The organism is Flavobacterium sp. PL12, assembly GCF_039123485.1.
GTDB lineage: Bacteria > Bacteroidota > Bacteroidia > Flavobacteriales > Flavobacteriaceae > Flavobacterium > Flavobacterium weaverense.
In genome coordinates this window covers 128,758-145,877 of the sequence record NZ_JBANDI010000003.1, presented here as the reverse complement: position 1 = coordinate 145,877, position 17,120 = coordinate 128,758, and the positions used below count along the sequence as shown (strand labels likewise).

Below are 17,120 nucleotides of genomic sequence, written 5' to 3'. Positions count from 1 at the left end.
GTGGTCAGTCTTCAGTAGATAGTGTTCAGAAAGTCATTACTATGAATGACGCATTCTCAATCATTGTTAGTGTGATTGCTTCGTTCCTCGCAATGACCATAGTATAAAAAAAAATCCATTTGCCGCGGCGAATGGATTTTTGCTTTTTATAATTTCCTTGTAGATTCTCTCTCTTTCAATTTAGTCTTGATGACCTTCGTTTCATAAGGAAGATGTTCCTCTTTTGATTCTAATCTTTCAATTAGCAATTTGGCAGCGACTTCGCCTATTTCTATTCCGTGTTGGCTTACGGTGGTTAATCTTGGCGAAAGCCTTCTTGAAGCTAATATTCCATCAGCAAAACCTATTACTGATAAGTCTTCTGGGATTTTATATCCTTTCTTTAAACCGATTTTCAATGCAGCCACAGAATCAGTTTCTTCTAACGCAAAAATTCCGTCAACAGTATTATTATCCAGAATACCTTCAATTTTGTCATTTAAATCTTCTTCAGAATCAGTTCGAAGAATAATATCAGTATTAACTACGATATTATTAATTTCTAAAGCTTTCAAATATCCAGCAGCTCTCAGTTTACCAACACTTAAATTGTCAATAGACGACAGTAAAGCAATATTTTTACAACCAAGATTTATTAAATGTTGGGTCGAATTTAAAGCAGAGTCAAAATCATCCACAATTACTTTGTCACAATCAACACCTTCAGCAATTCTATCAAACATTACTATGGGAGTACCGTCATTTATGATGGTTGAAAAATGTTCGTATTCATGCTTTTTTTGTGCTTCTTCAGAAACCGATACGATAAATCCATCAATAGTTCCGTTGCTTAGCATTTCAAGTGTATGCGTTTCTTTCTTTAGAGATTCATTTGAAATACACATAATTACATTGTATCCCTTTTCATCGGCTACTTTTTCGATCCCACTAAACACTTTAGCAAAAAATGAATTTAAAATATTAGGAATAATTACACCAATTGTTTTAGTTTTTCTATTTTTAAGATTAAGACCAATTACGTTTGGCTTATAGTTTTTAAGCTTCGCGTATTCTTTGATTTTCAATTTGGTCGACTCACTAATTTCTGGACTGTCATTAAGCGCTTTTGAGACTGTAGAAACAGACACGTTAAGTTCTTTTGCAATCTGTTTTAATGTAGCTTTGGCTTTCATAAAGAAAAATTTATTGTAATTGATATGTTGTAAGGCGGCACAAGATAGAGATAATTAGAATAATAGTGCCATTACTGACAAAAATAGCTTTTAAAATATCGAATTTGTCACATAAAATTGTGAAAAATTCAAGAAAACAAAAAAAACAAAGATTAATCGCGTGCATCACTGAACAGAAATGAAAATCATAATTTTGATTACAGAAACAAAATTTAAATATACATTTGATAATCAGCACTAAAACAAGTTAAAAATATTCTTTTAAGCTATTTGCATTTAAAATAATTAATTGTACTTTTGCAACCCCTTTATGGGGATGGAATGTTTAATTAAAATAATATTATGGACGCATTAAGCTACAAGACACAATCAGCAAGCAAAGCCACTGTTACAAAAGAGTGGATCGTTGTTGATGCTGATGGGCATAACTTAGGACGTATGGCTTCAAAGATCGCAATGATCCTTAGAGGTAAATACAAAGCAAGTTATACACCACATGTTGACTGTGGAGATAACGTAATTGTTATCAACTCAGAAAAAATCAACCTTACAGGAAACAAAATGGACGAGAAGACTTACATTCGTCACACAGGTTATCCAGGAGGACAAAGAACTTTAACTGCTAAAGTATTGCAATCAAAAAACCCTGCATTACTAGTAGAGAGAGCGGTAAAAGGAATGTTACCTAAAAATAAATTAGGAGCTGAACTTTTCAGAAATTTAAATGTTGTTGTAGGTTCTGAGCACAAACAAGGTGCACAAAAACCGAGAACAGTTAACCTTAACGATCTTAAGTAATGGGAGTTATTCACAAAATCGGTAGAAGAAAAACCGCTGTTGCACGTGTTTATGTTTCGGAAGGAACAGGAGTAATCACTGTAAACAAAAAAGCATTCGAAACTTATTTCCCAACTGCAACTTTACAGTACAAAGTATTACAACCAATGTCTATGACAGAAAATGTAACTAACTTTGACGTTAAAGTAAACGTTTACGGAGGTGGTTCAACTGGTCAAGCAGAAGCTGTAAGAATGGCATTAGCACGTGTTATGTGTGAAGTGAACGCTGAAAACAGAGCTGTACTGAAACCACAAGGTTTATTAACAAGAGATCCAAGAATGGTTGAACGTAAGAAATTCGGTCAGAAGAAAGCTCGTAAGAGATTCCAATTCTCTAAACGTTAATATTACCCGTCTTGTTCAAATAGGACAAGACATCATCAATTATTTATTGAAATTAAAAAACACAGTTGTTGTTGCTCTCCTATCGAGGTAGGAAATAGTTTAGCATCTAAATGTATAAAGCCGGGAAACCGCCATTTACACATTGCTAATCAACAGAACGTAAACTAGAACAAAAATGGCAAACAAAATAGAAGTTAAAGACTTACTAGAAGCAGGTGTTCACTTTGGACACATGACTAGAAAATGGGATCCAAACATGGCCCCTTACATCTATATGGAACGTAATGGTATTCACATTATCAATCTATATAAAACTGCAGCTAAAATTGAAGAAGCTAATGAAGCTTTGAAAAAAATCGCTGCATCAGGTAGAAAAATATTATTTGTTGCTACCAAAAAACAAGCAAAAGACATCGTTGCTGAAAAAGCAAAAGCTGCAAACATGCCTTACATCACTGAAAGATGGCCTGGTGGAATGCTAACTAACTTCGTAACTATCCGTAAAGCTGTTAAAAAAATGGCTACTATTGATAAAATGAAGAAAGATGGTACGTTCATGACACTTTCTAAGAAAGAGCGTTTACAAGTTGATCGTCTTCGTGCTAAATTAGAGAAAAACTTAGGTTCAATCGCTGACATGTCTAGACTACCAGCTGCTTTGTTCGTAGTTGATATTAAAGCGGAACATATCGCAATAAAAGAAGCTCAAAAATTAAACATTCCAGTTTTTGCAATGGTTGATACTAACTCTGATCCACGTGAAGTAGAGTATGTGATTCCTGCAAATGATGATGCTTCTAAATCAATTGACAAAATTTTAACTTTAGTTACAGCTGCTATCACTGAAGGACTTTCTGATAGAGGTTCTGATAAAGAAGGTGAAGCGACTCCAGAAGTTGCTGCTCCTGCTGCTGAAACGGTAGAGGCTGCTCCAGTTGCTGAAGCTACTCCTGCTGTTGAAGCTGCTGCTCCAACTGCAACTGAAGAATAAAACAAAAAGAATTTCCAAATTCTAAAATTCCAAATTCCAAAAATTAGACTCAGCAATGATTTAATTTATTAATTGGAAATTGGAATTTTGGGTTTGGAATTTTTTATTAAAACTATTTTTTAATTTAAAATATAAAAAACATGGCAACAATTACTGCTGCAGACGTAAATAAATTAAGAACAGCTACAGGCGCAGGAATGATGGACTGCAAAAAAGCTTTAGTTGAATCTGACGGAGATTTTGATTTAGCAATCGAAAACCTACGTAAAAAAGGACAAAAAGTAGCTGCTAACCGTTCTGATAGAGAATCTACAGAAGGTGCTGCAATTGCTGTTGTTAATGCTGACAAAACTGCTGGAGTTGTTATCACACTAAACTGTGAAACTGACTTCGTAGGGATGAACGAAAGCTTTGTAAAGATGGCTACTGAAATGGCTAATCAAGCAATGAACTACGATACAATTGAAGCATTTTTAGCATCTGATTTCAACGGAATCACTGTTGCTGAAAAATTAATTGAGCAAACAGGAGTTATTGGAGAAAAATTAGAAATCAGAACTTTTGAGAAATTAGAAGGTGCTTTCGTTGGATCTTACATTCACTCAGGTAACAAAATTGCTACTTTAGTTGCTCTTTCTGCTAACGTAGAAGGTGCTGAAGAAGCTGCAAGAAACGTTGCTATGCAAGCTGCTGCTATGAACCCAATCGCTTTGAACGAAGCTGGAGTTGATGCTGCTGTTATCGAAAAAGAAATCGAAATTGCTAAAGATTTGTTGCGTCAAGAAGGAAAACCAGAAGCAATGTTGGAAAACATTTCTAAAGGAAAAATTCAACGTTTTTACAAAGACAACACTTTAGTAAATCAAGATTATATTAAAGATAGTTCTATGAACGTTGCTGCTTATGTTAAATCTGTTGACAGTAATCTTACTGTTACTGGTTTCAAAAGAGCTGCTCTAGGATAAATCATAATTGTTTTCAGATATATTCTATCTGATTTCATATTTATATAAAAACTCCATTTCAAATTCATTTGAAATGGAGTTTTTTCATTTACATTTGAATTATAGACTAAGAAATGGAAGACAAAGTGCGTTGCGCCTGGTGCGAAAAAGATGATTTATATCGAAAATATCACGATCAAGAATGGGGAAAACCAGTTCACGATGATGCTACTTTCTTTGAATTCATAATTCTTGAAACTTTTCAAGCTGGCTTGAACTGGCACACTATTTTAAAAAAAAGAGAAAATTTCAGATTAGCTTTCGACCACTTTAACTACAAAAAAATAGCTATTTATAACGAAGATAAGGTTCAGGAGTTATTACAAGACACAGGTATTATTAGAAACAAATTAAAGATTCGTTCAGCAATTTCGAATGCAAATTCTTTTATTAAAGTGCAAGAGGAATTTGGAAGCTTTTCGAATTACATTTGGTATTTTACATCAAATAGACCTGTGATTAATCATCCGAAATCCTTAATTGATGTTCCTTCCACTACTCTACTTTCAGATAAAATTAGCAAAGATTTAAAAAAAAGAGGATTTAAATTTGTTGGTTCAACAGTAGTTTATGCGTTTTTACAAGCCACCGGAATAGTCAATGATCACTTAGAGAATTGCTGGATTAAGGATTAATAACCCAAATTAAAATCATCCAAAATTTCTCAATCTCTTCAACTCTAAATGCCAAATATTGCTCTTGACTTGCAATTAACTAAAATAAATTGTTACATTTGTCGCTCACTTTAGGGGTGTCTGCAAAATTGTAGGCTGAGATTTTACCCTCTGAACCTGATCTAGTTCATACTAGCGTAGGGAAAAGTAAGATGACTTCATCACGCACTTCTGTGTGTACTTGTAGCCATTCCTAAAGTTTAATTATACCGAAATTTCGGGACTAAATTTAAAAGGAATGGAACTAAAAATCAACAATCAAATTAAACAATTTCAAGCAGATGTACTTCCCATCCAAGACATGCTCGATATTGAAATTCCACAAAAACAAAACGGTATTGCCGTTGCAATTAACAATACAGTGATTCCAAAATCGAATTGGAATTCACATCTACTCACGGATTCCGATACTATTTTAATAATTTCAGCTACTCAAGGAGGCTAATTTGGCTGCTCGAGCGGGCTATCCATTTCAAGTTCGCAGTTAAAAACTTAAAAACAAAATCATAAAAATAGCTTCCTGTGGTCGCTTTTTTATTCCTTATTTTTCTACGTTTTACACTTTGCGAGCTTTCTATTCCTATCCCTAGCACAACAACGATATACAACACAATATTCTAACTATAGATTAAAAAACATGAATAAAGAAGAACAAATCTCTCGAACACCTTTTCCTAATTCTACAAAAATATACATTGATGGCGACATTCATCCCATTAAAGTAGCAATGCGCGAGATACATTTAGCTGACACTAAATTATCTAAAGGTGGCGTTGAGAAAAATCCCCCGTTGACTGTTTACGACACTTCTGGCCCTTACACTGATCCTAACATTGAAATTGATATTCGAAAAGGATTACCTAGAATAAGGGAACAATGGATTTTAGATCGCAATGACGTTGAAGAATTAACCCAAATCTCCTCTGAATATGGTAAAAGACGTTTGGAAGACGAAAAATTAGATCACTTGCGTTTTGAGTATTTACATAAACCAATGCGTGCTAGAAGAGGTGCAAACGTCTCACAATTATACTATGCCAAACAAGGAATTATTACTCCAGAAATGGAATATATTGCCATTCGTGAAAACCAACGCATTGAACAAATAGAGACTCAAACTATAGCAATGCAATGCCAACATGAGGGCTACAGTTTTGGAGCAAACACACCAAAATCAAAAATTACTCCTGAATTTGTTCGTAGTGAAGTAGCACGAGGGAGAGCTATTATCCCAAACAATATCAACCACCCTGAAAGCGAACCTATGATTGTAGGACGTAACTTTTTGGTCAAAATAAACGCAAATATTGGAAACAGCGCAGTTACTTCAAGCATCGAAGAAGAAGTAGAAAAAGCCGTTTGGGCTTGCCGTTGGGGCGCTGACACCATTATGGATTTGTCTACTGGTAAAAACATTCATGAAACGAGAGAGTGGATAATTCGTAATTCTCCCGTGCCTATCGGAACCGTTCCTATCTATCAAGCACTAGAAAAAGTTAATGGAGTAGCCGAAGATCTAACCTGGGAAGTATTCCGTGATACATTGATTGAACAAGCGGAACAAGGAGTTTCCTATTTTACAATTCATGCCGGAGTTTTACTGCGTTACATTCATTTAACCGCAAATCGTGTTACTGGAATTGTTTCTCGCGGTGGATCTATAATGGCAAAATGGTGTTTGTTTCACCATAAGGAAAATTTCTTATACACACACTTTGAAGACATTTGCGAAATAATGAAGCAATACGATGTGGCTTTCTCATTAGGAGATGGTTTACGTCCAGGATCAATCGCTGATGCAAACGATGCCGCTCAGTTTGCTGAGTTAGAAACATTAGGACAATTGACAAAAGTTGCGTGGAAGCACGACGTTCAAGTGTTTATTGAAGGTCCAGGTCACGTACCGATGCACATGATCAAGGAAAATATGGACAAACAATTAGAGCATTGTGATGAAGCTCCATTTTACACGCTCGGTCCATTAACTACAGATATTGCTCCCGGTTATGATCATATTACTTCTGCGATTGGAGCAGCAATGATTGGCTGGTACGGTTGCGCAATGTTGTGTTACGTAACTCCAAAAGAGCATCTTGGATTGCCCAACAAAAAAGACGTTAAGGACGGCGTGATAACCTACAAAATTTCAGCTCATGCTGCTGATTTAGCTAAAGGACATCCCGGTGCACAATATCGAGACAATGCTTTAAGTAAAGCACGTTTTGAATTTAGATGGGAAGATCAATTCAATTTGTCATTAGATCCAGATACAGCAAGAGAGTTTCACGACGAAACTTTACCAGCTGATGGTGCTAAAGTAGCTCATTTTTGCTCTATGTGTGGACCTAAATTCTGTTCTATGAAAATCTCGCAAGAAATTAGAGATGTCGCTGAAGCCGAAAAAGGAATGAAAGAAAAATCAGAGGAATTTATTGAACAAGGCAGAGAGATTTACAGTTAATTAAAACAATTTATCATATGATTATTATCTCAAATGCGACAAGTATACCAAATGAAATTGAAACCATTTATACTCTTTTTGAGGAAGGAATGGAATTATTGCACGTAAGAAAGCCAGCATTTTCTGAAAGAGAAATGCAGATTTTTCTATCAACTATAAATTCTGAATATAGAAGCAAACTTGTATTACATAGTCATCTTCATTTAGCGTTTGAATTTGACATCAAACGAATTCATTTCACAGAAAAAAATAGAAACGTCCTTTCTAAATTCCATTTGAGATATAAAAAATCTTTTGAATATTCTTTTAGTGACTTTAAGACTGATGGGTTTACGGTATCAACGTCCACGCATTCAATTGAGGAATTTAACACTATAGATTCAAGTTTTGAATACGCCTTTTTAAGCCCAGTATTCCCTTCAATTTCGAAAGACGATTATAGCGCAAAATCAAATTTGCTTGAAGAGATAAAAAAAAGGACAAATTTCGATACTAAATTGATTGCTTTAGGTGGAATTCAATTTGATACTATAGCAAAAGTAGTAAACCACGGATTTGATGATTACGCGCTTTTGGGAACTATTTGGAAAAACACTAATGCCCTTAAAAATTTTAAAAAATGCCAACAAATCGTCCATTCGTATTAACTATTGCAGGATTTGATCCTTCTGCAGGTGCAGGAATACTAGCTGATATAAAAACATTTGAACAACATCACGTGTATGGACTTGCTATCAGTACTGCTAACACAATACAGACCGATACTAGTTTTAAAGACATTCAGTGGACCGACTTATATTTTGTATTACGATCAATCGAAACGCTGTTCAATAGTTACGCAATTAAAGCAGTCAAAATTGGTATAGTTCCATCTTTAGAATATTTAAAAGCAATAGTTTTTCTACTTAAGGAACTTTCACCCAATTTAAAAATTGTCTGGGACACTGTTTTAAAATCTACCACAACATTTGAATTTTTAAAAATTGAGGATGAAACTGAGTTGCTTTCTTTATTAGACAAAATAGAAATTATAACTCCTAATTATGACGAAATTTTAAAATTAGGAAAACCCAATGAACCACACACAAGCATAAATGAACGACTAGCTAAAAATTGTGCCATTCTTTTAAAAGGCGGTCACAATCCTAACCAAATAGGAATAGACTATTTAACAACAAAAGAAGTGACTTTTAAGCTGCCGCCAAAGACAAATAAAATACATTCAAAACATGGATCAGGCTGTGTACTTTCAGCAGCAATAGTAGCAAATTTAGCATTAAAACAAAATCTTTTTGATGCTTGTGTGAATGCTAAAAACTACACTGAAAAATTTCTATTATCAAACACATCAAAATTAGGCTACCATTATGCTCAGTAAATTACAATATATATCGCAAGGTAACACTGTTCAGGAACAACTGCACAACATACAACACGCTCTCGACCAAGGTTGCGACTGGATCCAAATGCGTTTTAAAAATGGAACTTCTGAAGAAACTTTTGCTCTAGCCGAATCTGTAAAAAAGATTTGTCATCAATATGATGCAAATTTTATAGTAAATGATAATGTATCCTTAGCAAAAATTATTGATGCTGAAGGCGTTCACTTAGGATTAAACGATATGCCAATATCAAAAGCAAGGGAGATTTTAGGTACTGATAAAATTATTGGTGGTACTGCAAACACTCTCGAAGAAGTTATCAGTCAAACTAAAAATGGCTGTGATTATATTGGTTTAGGTCCGCTGCGATTTACAAATACTAAGGCAAACTTAAGTCCAATTCTAGGGATGGAAGGATATCAGAATATTATGAACGAATTGAAAAAGTATAATACCTCAATTCCCATTTATGCTATCGGGGGAATAAATTTGAATGATATAGAAATGCTACTAGCAACTGGAATTTATGGAGTAGCATCGTCTAGCTTAATTACACAAAGCAGTATAGAAGACGAACTTATTATACAACTAAACGAAAAATTATATGGGACTGTCATTATTTAATATTGGAGATAAAAGCTTTGAATCACGTTTATTCTTAGGAACAGGAAAATTTGGTTCGAATGCAATAATGAAAGAAGCGATATTGGCATCAGGTAGCGAATTAGTTACGGTTGCATTAAAAAGAATAGACTTAGAAACAGATACCGATGCTATTTTAGCACATTTACAGCATCCAAGAATCAATTTATTACCCAATACTTCAGGAGCGAGAAATGCTAAGGAAGCAGTTTTTGCAGCGTTATTAGCGAGAGAAGCTTTAGAAACAAATTGGCTCAAACTAGAAATTCACCCAGATCCCAAGTATTTAATGCCAGATGCAATTGAGACTCTGAAAGCAACTGAAGAATTAGCAAAATTAGGGTTTATCGTTTTGCCTTATATTCATGCTGATCCCAATTTATGTAAGCGACTGGAAGATGTAGGAACCGCGGCAGTAATGCCATTAGGTTCACCTATAGGAACTAATAAAGGACTAAAGACAATTGACTTCTTAGAAATTATTATTGAACAAAGCAATGTTCCTGTAATTGTCGATGCGGGAATTGGTGCTCCATCAGATGCTGCAAAAGCGATGGAAATAGGTGCTGATGCCGTTTTAGTAAATACTGCAATCGCAGTTGCAGAAAACCCAATTCTGATGGCAGAAGCTTTTAAATTAGCTGTAATAGCAGGTAGAAAAGCATTTGAAGCCAAATTAGGAAAGCAATATAATTACGCTGTCGCTTCGAGTCCGTTGACTGCTTTTTTATATGATTAATTAAATTTAACGGCAAAGTTCACAAAGAAAAATCGCTAAGCCAGCACAGCTTTGCGACACTTGCAAAAAACTTAGCGCTCTTTAGGTCTAAAATTATGAAAACATTCAAATCTGTTTTTGAAAAATACAATTGGGACGATATCCAATCTAAGATTTATGCAAGTACTACTGATCAAGTAGAGCTATCACTAAGCAAAACCAAAAGAAATCTAGAAGATTTTTTAGCATTGATTTCTCCAGCTGCGCAACCCTATTTAGAACAAATGGCGCAGCAGTGTCATAAATTAACCAAGCAACGTTTTGGAAAAACAATCCAAATGTATGCTCCTTTATACTTAAGCAATGAATGTCAAAATATCTGTACTTATTGCGGTTTTAGTCTGGATAATAAAATTAATAGAAAAACTCTGTCTGCTCTAGAAATAGAGCTTGAAATAGCAGTTTTAAAGAAGGCAGGCTTTGATCACGTTTTGTTAGTTACTGGTGAAGCGAATTACACTGTAAACATCAATTACTTTTTGAATGCGATTGGCCAAATAAAAAATGATTTTTCTATTATTTCAGTCGAAGTGCAACCACTTTCACAAGAGGAATATGAACGTCTGCATCAAGCTGGCGTGTATTCAGTATTAGTGTATCAGGAAACCTATCATCAAGAAGTCTACAAAAAATATCATACTAAAGGCAAGAAATCAAACTTTGACCTTAGACTGGAAACTCCTGATCGTATTGGAAAAGCGGGAATCCACAAAATAGGTTTAGGTGTTTTATTAGGTTTAGAAGACTGGCGCACCGATAGTTTTTTTAACGCTTTGCATTTAGATTATTTACAAAAAGCGTATTGGCAGACAAAATACTCCGTTTCATTCCCCCGACTTCGTCCAGCCGAAGGTTTTATCGAACCTAATTTTATAATGGATGATAAAGATTTGACGCAACTTATTTGTGCGTATCGCTTGTGGAACGAGGATTTAGAAATTTCCATTTCGACTAGAGAGAATGAAAAATTTAGAAATAATATTATAGCTATTGGAACTACAAGTATGAGTGCGGGATCTAAAACTAATCCCGGTGGTTATGCCGCAGACCTGCAATCTTTAGAGCAGTTCGAAATTAGCGATGAACGCTCTGCAGCAGAAATCGCAGCTGTTATTACGCAAAAAGGATATGAACCCGTATGGAAGGATTGGGACAGAACCTTTAGTCAAAAGTCACAGGTCGAAAGTCTTAAAGACAGCTCGATTCTTCATTAAGTATTTCATTGACTTTATAACTTTCGACTTTAAAAACTTTAAGACTTAATCAAAATGAGCATTATACAAGAATTTTTACGCTACAACAGACAAACCATGTTGCCAGAAATAGGTGATGAAGGGCAAGAAAAACTGAAGAATGCAAAAGTTCTGGTAATTGGTGCTGGTGGATTGGGATGTCCTATTCTACAATATTTAGCAACGGCTGGCTTGGGAACTATTGGAATTATAGATTTTGATAAGATTGAAATTCACAACTTACACAGGCAGATTTTATATACGGAAGCGCAAATTGGTTTATTAAAAGCGCCAACGGCGAAAGCCATACTTGAAAAACTAAATCCTTTAATAAAAGTCTTATCTTTTGAGGAAAAGTTAACTACTGAGAATGCTTCGGGAATTATAAATGATTTTGATTTGGTGGTAGATGGATCTGATAATTTTGCTACTCGATACCTCGTCAATGACACTTGCGTTGCGCTAGGAAAGGCATTAGTTTATGGCAGTATATTAGGTTTTGAGGGTCAGCTAGCCGTTTTTAATCATAAAGGAAGTAAAAATCTTCGTGACTTATTTCCAGAACCACCCAATTCTAAAGATGCACCAAATTGCAGTTTGAATGGAGTTTTAGGCACATTACCAGGAATGATTGGACTTATGATGGCTCACGAAACTTTAAAATTTATCATTGGTTTACCAACTTTAAAAAATGAACTAGTTTTATTTAAAACCTTGGATTGGAGTTTTACAAAGCTTAATTTTTAAAGTTAGGAATTGGAACACGGATAATACGGTTTGAGCAGATAAACATGAATTTTTTTATTTTCGGCACAACCTGTTTTCAAAACCTATTAGGTCTTTCTAGATGTTTAAAAATCAAATTATACATACTTTTGCCCCAGATGGTAGTGGAAAGCCCGGACTGAAAAAGGCTATTTTTTTTAGGCAGAAAAGAGCGACCGGTAGGAAGCTCCTTTTATGACTTTAGAAAAAAAGTATTTTTAAGGAGGACTTGTAACGAACAGCTGGAATAGGCCCTAATGAGAATTATGTAAAATTTTTATAAACTCAGAGCGATTAATTTCGCGGCATCCTAAACTTTCTAAATGAGGATTATATACTTGGCAATCCAGCAATTTGTAGTTGTCTGTTTTTAATTTTTCTACTAAAGCTATAAAAGCAATCTTAGATGCATTTGAAACTAGTGAAAACATACTTTCACCACAAAATACATGGCCTAAATCAATTCCATATAATCCACCAACTAATTCATCATTTTGCCATACTTCAATTGACTTTGCGATTCCACTTTCATTCAGTTTACAATACGCTTCAATCATATCATTTGTAATCCAAGTTCCTGATTGACCATCTCGTTTCACTTTTTGACAATGCGAAATTACGTCTCTAAACTTTTGATTGAAACTGACGGTAAAACTATTCCGATTTAGTATGTTTCGCATACTTTTAGAAACAATTAAATCCTCTAAAAATAAAACCATTCGCGGATTAGGAGACCACCAAAGTATAGGATCATCTTGTTCAAACCATGGAAAAATTCCGCTTTTATAAGCGAGTAATAATCTTTCAGTAGAGAGATCTCCGCCTACGGCTAAAATCCCGTCGCGATTCGCTTGAGAAACGGAAGGGAAAAATAAATCAGTAGTCAAGTAATATAATTTGCTCATTTTAAGCGGTAACCATAATTAAAAATATAAAAATCAATGGCAATTGCAAAGATTATCAAAACGAAAAAAAACCAAATACCATTTTCAGACAAGCTAAATATGGAATTTGGTTTCTATAAATTTCTACAAATTTTATATTAGAATGGCAAATCGTCTGCTTCTTCTTCATTTAAATTTGTTGCTGGAGCAAATGCTTGTGCTGCAGGCATAGGAGGCATTTGAGCAGCTGGCGCATCACCTTGAGCTTGCGAAATTCTCCACCCTTGAATGGTATTAAAATAAACAGTTTCTCCTTGTGGATTTGTCCATTCTCTACCTCTTAAGTTGATATCGATTTTAACTGGCTGACCTACTTGGAAACCATTTAATAAATCACATTTGTCCTGAACAAATTGAACTAGAATATGCTGTGGATATTGTTCATCAGTTGTAACAACTATGTCTCTTTTTTTGAAACCTCCAGATCCAACTTCTTTAGTTTGATCGATCATTTTAATTTTTCCTGTAACTTCCATCTTCTCTATTTTAATTGTTTGGCTCTAATTATTTTTTAGCTAAAAGCACTTTCCATGCTATTATCACTTCGTTTTTATTCAGATATTCCTTTGCTAACTGGTATTTTTTCTCTTCATCATCAGCACTCAATACCCCTTTTACTTCAAAATTTTCTTTTACAAATATAGTGATTTCTTCGGCAGTTGGCAAGGCTTCTACATTTCCAAGCATACCTAAATCGTTTCCGTCAAACACCTTACTTTGCTTTACCTGAGCTGGAATTGCATCAACTCCAATACCTAAAGTAGTTAGCGGTTTAGGCACTTCAAAAAGTCCTTGATTCGATCTAGAGTACCAATTCCCTCCTAGTCTGGACACTAAATCAATTTTATGTTGATCAATTCCCCCTTTTTCATCTAGGACACTTTCATCAATATGAATTCGCACTACTTCGCAAAGGATTAAATTTCCTGCTCCACCTTCTGTCCCAAGAGCGATAATCTGCGTTACTTTACACTCAAACTGAACAGGCGATTCTTTTACTCTAAAAGGTTTTACAACTTCTGAAGGCACAGACGTTAAACCTGATTTTATGAATTCATCAATCCCTTCAGCATACTCCGTACTCGCAAGTGAAATTTGCTGTACCATATCATAATTAACCACATTTATTACCACTTCGCAAGTAGCTTCAGCATTTATTAAAGTGTGTTTAATAGAGTTATCACGAACGCGTCGAGCTGGTGAAAAAATAAGAATGGGCGGATTTGCACTGAACACATTAAAAAAACTAAAAGGAGATACATTTGGATTCCCATTAACGTCCATTGTACTAGCAAAAGCAATAGGTCTAGGACCAACAGATCCTTGCAAATATCCTTGTAATTTTGCCGTTTCTATAGTTTTAGGATCAACTGTAATCATACTTTTAAATTTAGCGCTTAGGGTTACAAAAGTAGGCAAATGAATTAAATTTAAGAGGTCCAAAGTCACAAATCGAATTAAAAATTTATTCCTTTTTTCCAAAATAAAATACTTTAACTGATACTAAAATACTTCCGTATTAAATTCGTTATATTTATACCTCAAAATTCTATTTATGCAGTTTTCTGACCGAAGAGACACAACCCGCTGGGCTATTATTTTCGCCTCTTTTTTAATCATTTCGCTAATTCTTTGGAATACTTACACCTTTTTTCAAATTTTCAAAAATGAAGAGCGATTGAAAATGAATCTTTGGGCTAAAGCACAAAAAACTTTCATTAATGCTGGAGAAAATACAGATGTGGAGCTTCCGCTTCAAATTTTCAGTAATAATACTTCTATTCCTATCATCCTTACGGAGAATGACAGCATAATAAATACCGTAAATGTAGATGAGGTCATTGTAAAGGACAATCAAAAAGCAATGAACTTCTTGCACGATTTAAAAAGTGAAAACGAACCCATCGTCATAGAATATGTTGCTGGTAAATTTCAAAAACTCTATTATGGCAATTCAGCTTTACTTAATAAATTAAAATATTATCCCATTGCTTTAGTGCTTATTATAGTTCTTTTTGGTGGTTTAGTTTATAACTTTTATCGAAGTACTAAAATGGCCACTCAAAACAAACTTTGGGCAGGAATGGCTAAAGAAACAGCACATCAAATAGGAACACCTTTATCATCACTAATAGGCTGGGTCGAAATACTAAAATCAGAAGATGTGGATGAAAGCACCACACTGGAAATTGAGAAAGACATTGAGCGCTTGCAAACCATAACCGATCGTTTCTCTAAAATAGGATCAGAACCAAAATTAGAAACTAAGGATATCGTTGAAGAAACGCTACAGTCTTACGATTATTTACAATCTCGTTTTTCTAAACAAATTGAGTTTTCGTTTAAAGCACCGCAATCTCCAATACTAGTTTCTTTGAATCCCACATTACACAGTTGGACTATTGAAAACCTAGTTAAAAATGCAATTGATGCCATGAAGGGAAAAGGTAAATTAGCTTTAGAAATTGAAGACGAAGCTGATTATGTAACTATTAAAGTTACTGACACGGGCGCGGGAATCCACAAGAAACAATTTAAAAGCATATTTGAACCTGGCTTTACCACTAAAAAAAGAGGTTGGGGATTAGGACTTTCATTAACAAAAAGAATTGTTGAGGAATATCATAAAGGAACTATCAAAGTTCTACATTCCGAAATTGGAAAAGGCACAACGTTCCAAGTAAGACTGAAAAAAAATGAATTATTTTGATCTACTCGTAGCAAAAGACATTTTAGAAAACATTGTTTTTCTAATTAATTTTGACTTGCCTAAATATTCTTTTACAAATGCGTTGTGTTCTTCGGCTTGCGCCAAAGTCTTATTCAATGTTTTCTTTATTAATGCAAAGTTCGCTGCGTTTGCATTACCAACATCCCCTATTTCGAAAATTTCTTTTTGGCACTTCAAAAGTTTTTCTTTTGGCGCAGCAATCATATTACTGATTTCATTATCAGAAAAAGTAGGTTTGAATTTATTGTTTCTATAGTGTATAAAATCATTCAGCATCGCAACAGCGTAATTCATTTCGTTTACTAAAGCATTTAACTTGTCAATATTATTATTCTTCCGAATAGAAGCTAATTTGCCCTTTTTAAATTCGTAACGCTCGACAATCATTGCATTCTTTAAACCGTTTTTCTCTATTCTTTGAGCCGATTCAAATAATTGGTCTGTCTCTGGCAAAGAATTGTATCTGGCAATTTCTTTATCGAAGTCAAAATATTTTTTAGACTTATTAATTTGAACTTTTCCTTCATAAAACTCACCATTAGTTATAGGATAATTTAAAAATTGCCATAAATAATCAAATGGAATATGTGATGAAATTAATTGATTAGGATCCGCTTTAAAATAAGCATTATTTAGTTTTTTGGAAAATCGTCCATCATTTACATATCCTGAACCCCAAGTTGCATCAAATAAAAACCATTTATTATCTACTTTTGCTGCCGTCCAAGCATGAGCTAGATCTGTTATCTTACCGTTCTGTTTATTATAGCCTTCAATTATATGAGATTGAATTCCAATCTTTATTGTAATATCATTTAAAACTTCAGCGTAGTTAGAACAGACTCCTTTTTTAGATTTTAATGTGCCTGCAATTTTATCTTGAACGGTTTCATCATACTTAACAGAGTACATATTTGAAACATCGTAACTAATATTCGATGCAGTCCAAAAAAAAGCTGCTCTAATCTTATCACTTTCTGACTTGAAATTATCATTAATATAACTAGCAATTCCGTCAGTACTTGCTGCTGAACGAGACGGAATAATAATCATTTTAGCATCGACTGCTTCAAATTTATTTGGAGATTGCCCAAAGCTTAAAATGGTAAATAATAAATTGAAGAATAGTAAAGTCTTTTTCATGTAGAAGAGTATTCTAA

Annotated in this window: 19 protein-coding genes and 1 riboswitch; of the genes, 14 read left to right on the top strand and 5 right to left on the bottom strand. The window is 34.3% G+C overall.

From position 1 onward, the window contains the following. Window positions 1-146: 146 nt before the first annotated feature. Window positions 147-1,172: a LacI family DNA-binding transcriptional regulator gene (locus tag RCH19_RS02705; RefSeq protein ID WP_343021926.1), complete on the bottom strand. Its 1,026-nt coding sequence runs from the start codon at window positions 1,170-1,172 to the stop codon at window positions 147-149. A gap of 342 nt (window positions 1,173-1,514) precedes the next feature. Between RCH19_RS02705 and rplM the strand changes: the two genes are divergently transcribed. The 13 genes from rplM to RCH19_RS02640 all read left to right on the top strand — a co-directional run bounded on the left by rplM (window position 1,515) and on the right by RCH19_RS02640 (window position 12,267). Further along, window positions 1,515-1,970 (top strand): 50S ribosomal protein L13, encoded by a 456-nt coding sequence (gene rplM, locus RCH19_RS02700; RefSeq protein ID WP_121923939.1) that lies wholly within the window; start codon window positions 1,515-1,517, stop codon window positions 1,968-1,970. Further along, window positions 1,970-2,356, top strand: a complete 387-nt coding sequence (rpsI, locus tag RCH19_RS02695) for a 30S ribosomal protein S9 (protein ID WP_072987959.1) — start codon at window positions 1,970-1,972, stop codon at window positions 2,354-2,356. Before rplM ends, rpsI begins: the two co-directional genes overlap by 1 nt. A 175-nt stretch (window positions 2,357-2,531) precedes the next feature. After that, window positions 2,532-3,347 carry a 30S ribosomal protein S2 gene (gene rpsB, locus RCH19_RS02690; protein WP_343021925.1) on the top strand — a complete coding sequence of 272 codons (816 nt, stop codon included), beginning with the start codon at window positions 2,532-2,534 and terminating at the stop codon, window positions 3,345-3,347. Between the two features lie 140 nt (window positions 3,348-3,487). Then, entirely contained in the window at window positions 3,488-4,312 is an 825-nt protein-coding gene (gene tsf / locus RCH19_RS02685) for a translation elongation factor Ts (protein ID WP_121923937.1), read from the top strand. 113 nt (window positions 4,313-4,425) lie between these two features. Then, window positions 4,426-4,986, top strand: coding sequence for a DNA-3-methyladenine glycosylase I (locus tag RCH19_RS02680; protein ID WP_343021924.1), 561 nt, complete (start codon window positions 4,426-4,428; stop codon window positions 4,984-4,986). Between the two features lie 102 nt (window positions 4,987-5,088). Beyond that, window positions 5,089-5,186: riboswitch (TPP riboswitch) on the top strand. Between the two features lie 77 nt (window positions 5,187-5,263). Further along, window positions 5,264-5,470 (top strand): sulfur carrier protein ThiS, encoded by a 207-nt coding sequence (gene thiS / locus RCH19_RS02675; RefSeq protein ID WP_343021923.1) that lies wholly within the window; start codon window positions 5,264-5,266, stop codon window positions 5,468-5,470. A gap of 192 nt (window positions 5,471-5,662) precedes the next feature. Continuing rightward, window positions 5,663-7,486 (top strand): phosphomethylpyrimidine synthase ThiC, encoded by a 1,824-nt coding sequence (thiC, locus tag RCH19_RS02670; protein WP_343021922.1) that lies wholly within the window; start codon window positions 5,663-5,665, stop codon window positions 7,484-7,486. Window positions 7,487-7,503: 17 nt separating this feature from the next. Beyond that, window positions 7,504-8,133 (top strand): thiamine phosphate synthase, encoded by a 630-nt coding sequence (locus tag RCH19_RS02665; RefSeq protein WP_343021921.1) that lies wholly within the window; start codon window positions 7,504-7,506, stop codon window positions 8,131-8,133. Further along, window positions 8,106-8,864: a hydroxymethylpyrimidine/phosphomethylpyrimidine kinase gene (locus RCH19_RS02660; RefSeq protein WP_343021920.1), complete on the top strand. Its 759-nt coding sequence runs from the start codon at window positions 8,106-8,108 to the stop codon at window positions 8,862-8,864. The genes RCH19_RS02665 and RCH19_RS02660 overlap by 28 nt, the downstream gene beginning before the upstream one ends. After that, window positions 8,854-9,492 (top strand): thiamine phosphate synthase, encoded by a 639-nt coding sequence (locus tag RCH19_RS02655; protein ID WP_343021919.1) that lies wholly within the window; start codon window positions 8,854-8,856, stop codon window positions 9,490-9,492. Before RCH19_RS02660 ends, RCH19_RS02655 begins: the two co-directional genes overlap by 11 nt. Then, entirely contained in the window at window positions 9,473-10,249 is a 777-nt protein-coding gene (locus RCH19_RS02650; protein WP_343021918.1) for a thiazole synthase, read from the top strand. Before RCH19_RS02655 ends, RCH19_RS02650 begins: the two co-directional genes overlap by 20 nt. 95 nt (window positions 10,250-10,344) lie before the next feature. Continuing rightward, window positions 10,345-11,502: a 2-iminoacetate synthase ThiH gene (gene thiH / locus RCH19_RS02645; protein ID WP_343021917.1), complete on the top strand. Its 1,158-nt coding sequence runs from the start codon at window positions 10,345-10,347 to the stop codon at window positions 11,500-11,502. A 54-nt stretch (window positions 11,503-11,556) separates the two neighbouring features. Further along, entirely contained in the window at window positions 11,557-12,267 is a 711-nt protein-coding gene (locus RCH19_RS02640; RefSeq protein WP_343021916.1) for a HesA/MoeB/ThiF family protein, read from the top strand. A 272-nt stretch (window positions 12,268-12,539) separates the two neighbouring features. Here the strand turns inward: RCH19_RS02640 and aat are convergent, their stop codons facing one another. The 3 genes from aat to RCH19_RS02625 form a co-directional block, all read right to left on the bottom strand. Beyond that, window positions 12,540-13,190: a leucyl/phenylalanyl-tRNA--protein transferase gene (aat, locus tag RCH19_RS02635; protein WP_343021915.1), complete on the bottom strand. Its 651-nt coding sequence runs from the start codon at window positions 13,188-13,190 to the stop codon at window positions 12,540-12,542. Window positions 13,191-13,327: 137 nt separating this feature from the next. Next, window positions 13,328-13,705, bottom strand: coding sequence for a DUF3127 domain-containing protein (locus RCH19_RS02630; RefSeq protein ID WP_121923927.1), 378 nt, complete (start codon window positions 13,703-13,705; stop codon window positions 13,328-13,330). A 28-nt stretch (window positions 13,706-13,733) separates the two neighbouring features. Continuing rightward, on the bottom strand, window positions 13,734-14,609 hold the full coding sequence (locus tag RCH19_RS02625; RefSeq protein ID WP_343021914.1) for a flavin reductase family protein: 876 nt from the start codon (window positions 14,607-14,609) through the stop codon (window positions 13,734-13,736). 175 nt (window positions 14,610-14,784) lie between these two features. Here RCH19_RS02625 and RCH19_RS02620 point away from each other — a divergent pair, with 175 nt between their 5' ends. Next, window positions 14,785-15,939, top strand: coding sequence for a HAMP domain-containing sensor histidine kinase (locus tag RCH19_RS02620; RefSeq protein ID WP_343021913.1), 1,155 nt, complete (start codon window positions 14,785-14,787; stop codon window positions 15,937-15,939). Here the strand turns inward: RCH19_RS02620 and RCH19_RS02615 are convergent. Beyond that, window positions 15,931-17,103, bottom strand: coding sequence for a transglutaminase domain-containing protein (locus RCH19_RS02615; RefSeq protein ID WP_343021912.1), 1,173 nt, complete (start codon window positions 17,101-17,103; stop codon window positions 15,931-15,933). The genes RCH19_RS02620 and RCH19_RS02615 overlap by 9 nt on opposite strands. Window positions 17,104-17,120 lie beyond the last annotated feature (17 nt).

Bases quoted from the DNA above. Each gene is read 5' to 3' on its own strand.
- RCH19_RS02665 (WP_343021921.1), top strand. From the start codon at position 7,504: ATGATTATTATCTCAAATGCGACAAGTATACCAAATGAAATTGAAACC.
- RCH19_RS02655 (WP_343021919.1), top strand. From the start codon at position 8,854: ATGCTCAGTAAATTACAATATATATCGCAAGGTAACACTGTTCAGGAA.
- RCH19_RS02680 (WP_343021924.1), top strand. From the start codon at position 4,426: ATGGAAGACAAAGTGCGTTGCGCCTGGTGCGAAAAAGATGATTTATAT.
- RCH19_RS02630 (WP_121923927.1), bottom strand. From the start codon at position 13,705: ATGGAAGTTACAGGAAAAATTAAAATGATCGATCAAACTAAAGAAGTT.
- aat (WP_343021915.1), bottom strand. From the start codon at position 13,190: ATGAGCAAATTATATTACTTGACTACTGATTTATTTTTCCCTTCCGTT.
- thiC (WP_343021922.1), top strand. From the start codon at position 5,663: ATGAATAAAGAAGAACAAATCTCTCGAACACCTTTTCCTAATTCTACA.
- thiS (WP_343021923.1), top strand. From the start codon at position 5,264: ATGGAACTAAAAATCAACAATCAAATTAAACAATTTCAAGCAGATGTA.
- RCH19_RS02625 (WP_343021914.1), bottom strand. From the start codon at position 14,609: ATGATTACAGTTGATCCTAAAACTATAGAAACGGCAAAATTACAAGGA.
- RCH19_RS02620 (WP_343021913.1), top strand. From the start codon at position 14,785: ATGCAGTTTTCTGACCGAAGAGACACAACCCGCTGGGCTATTATTTTC.
- thiH (WP_343021917.1), top strand. From the start codon at position 10,345: ATGAAAACATTCAAATCTGTTTTTGAAAAATACAATTGGGACGATATC.
- rplM (WP_121923939.1), top strand. From the start codon at position 1,515: ATGGACGCATTAAGCTACAAGACACAATCAGCAAGCAAAGCCACTGTT.
- RCH19_RS02705 (WP_343021926.1), bottom strand. From the start codon at position 1,172: ATGAAAGCCAAAGCTACATTAAAACAGATTGCAAAAGAACTTAACGTG.
- rpsB (WP_343021925.1), top strand. From the start codon at position 2,532: ATGGCAAACAAAATAGAAGTTAAAGACTTACTAGAAGCAGGTGTTCAC.
- RCH19_RS02640 (WP_343021916.1), top strand. From the start codon at position 11,557: ATGAGCATTATACAAGAATTTTTACGCTACAACAGACAAACCATGTTG.
- tsf (WP_121923937.1), top strand. From the start codon at position 3,488: ATGGCAACAATTACTGCTGCAGACGTAAATAAATTAAGAACAGCTACA.
- RCH19_RS02615 (WP_343021912.1), bottom strand. From the start codon at position 17,103: ATGAAAAAGACTTTACTATTCTTCAATTTATTATTTACCATTTTAAGC.
- RCH19_RS02660 (WP_343021920.1), top strand. From the start codon at position 8,106: ATGCCAACAAATCGTCCATTCGTATTAACTATTGCAGGATTTGATCCT.
- rpsI (WP_072987959.1), top strand. From the start codon at position 1,970: ATGGGAGTTATTCACAAAATCGGTAGAAGAAAAACCGCTGTTGCACGT.
- RCH19_RS02650 (WP_343021918.1), top strand. From the start codon at position 9,473: ATGGGACTGTCATTATTTAATATTGGAGATAAAAGCTTTGAATCACGT.